The sequence below is a fragment of the Gabonia massiliensis genome (assembly GCF_001403595.1).
Taxonomy (GTDB): Bacteria; Bacteroidota; Bacteroidia; order Bacteroidales; family Coprobacteraceae; genus Coprobacter; species Coprobacter secundus.
In genome coordinates this window covers 1-1,722 of sequence record NZ_LN877931.1, presented here as the reverse complement: position 1 = coordinate 1,722, position 1,722 = coordinate 1, and the positions used below count along the sequence as shown (strand labels likewise).

At 34.9% G+C, this 1,722-nt stretch carries 2 protein-coding genes and 1 pseudogene; all 3 read left to right on the top strand.

What is annotated here, in order from left to right; genetic code table 11:
• A pseudogene (locus tag BN2628_RS17335) lies at positions 1-224 on the top strand (LPS export ABC transporter periplasmic protein LptC); the annotation flags it as partial.
• Positions 221-1,483 carry a hemolysin family protein gene (locus tag BN2628_RS00125; protein ID WP_055095516.1) on the top strand — a complete coding sequence of 421 codons (1,263 nt, stop codon included), beginning with the start codon at positions 221-223 and terminating at the stop codon, positions 1,481-1,483. The pseudogene BN2628_RS17335 and the gene BN2628_RS00125, both read left to right, overlap by 4 nt.
• A gap of 109 nt (positions 1,484-1,592) precedes the next feature.
• Positions 1,593-1,722 (top strand): SurA N-terminal domain-containing protein (locus tag BN2628_RS16595; protein ID WP_154668349.1); only part of this gene is annotated, 130 nt, incomplete at its 3' end.

The window sequence follows — 1,722 nt, the reverse complement described above, 5'->3', positions numbered from 1 at the left end:
ATTCGGATAGTGATATTCATATTCAGCGAGTTGATAAAATAATCGAAGGGAAGGGTTTTGTTTCTAACGAATCTATGACGCGTTATACAATAAAACAGACTAATGGAATTTTTCCTATGAAAGAAAGCGAGGCTCAGTCTTCTCAAAAAAATGATAGTGCCCGTATGGCTGCTCGAAATAATGCCAAACATTATGCACCTAAACAGGAAGGAGGAGCTCAATGACGGCTACTGTTTGGATTGTAGTGGTATCTTTGATTTTTTCAGCTTTTTTTTCAGGGATGGAGATTGCTTTTGTATCATCCAATAGAGTTCGTTTTGAACTGGATATGAAGAAGGAAACTCTTTTGGGTCGGGTGTTGAATTTGTTTTATCATCATCAAGAACAATTTATTTCTACTATGTTGGTGGGTAATAATATTGCATTGGTGATTTATGGTATCGGTATGGCCGAACTACTTTCTCCCGTGTTATCTTATATATATGATAATGATGTGTTTGTTTTGTTTAGCCAAACATTGTTATCGACCTTGCTTATTTTGTTGACTGCCGAATTTTTTCCTAAAACTTTATTCCGTATAAATCCGAATTCGGTACTTCGTTTTTTTGCATTGCCTGTGTATCCGATATATTTGATTTTATATCCTCTTTCGAAATTAACATCTTTGTTTTCAAAAGGAGTCTTGTGGCTAAGTGGAGTTAAAATATCAAACCATCAGGAAGAGGGTGCAATGAGCAAAGTCGACCTTGATTATTTTATACAGCAAAGTATTGATGAAGCAGATAATGAGCAGGAAGTCGAGACTGAAATGAAGATATTTCGGAATGCCTTAGACTTTTCTAATGTCAGGTTAAGAGATTGTATGATACCCAGAAACGAAATTGTTGCTGTAGACAGGGATAGGACAATGAGGCAAGAGCTTATATCGGCTTTTATAGAGACAGGCCTTTCTAAAATAATTGTTTATAAAGAGAATATTGATGATATAGTTGGTTATATACATTCTTCTGAAATGTTTAAGCAATCAGTAGATTGGCGTGTTCATATAAAACCTATTTTGCAGGTGCCTGAAACTATGTTGGCATCGAAATTGATGAAAAGCCTGATGCAGCAGAAACGAAGTATTGCTGTTGTGATAGACGAATTCGGCGGGACCAGTGGTATTATTACATTAGAAGACCTCCTTGAAGAAATATGTGGGGATATAGAAGATGAGCACGATATTCGTAATTATATATCACAGAAAGTTGGTGAAAATGAGTACCTTTTCTCGGGGCGATTGGAGATAGAGAAAATAAATGAGATGTATGATTTGGAGATACCTGAATCTGATGAATATCAGACTATAGCAGGATATATTTTGTATCATCATAAAACTATACCACAACAGGGGGAGATTGTGGAGATTGGACCTTATAAATTTAAAATACTAAAGAGGAATGCAACAAAAATAGAGATTGTCAGAATGAAAATGGAGAAATAAACGATTTTTTTTTATTATTCATCACGGATATAAAGGCATTTTTTGTATCTTCGTGCGCTTACTTGAAATAAGAAAACAAAAAATAAAACTAATAAACATAAACTAGTAAATGGCTACGTTAGAGAAAATCAGAGGTAAAGCAGGGCTGTTAGTCACCGTTATCGGTGTAGCATTACTTGCATTTATCGTTGGAGACTTATTGAATTCAGGCCACACTTTCTTTAGGATGAATCAAGATA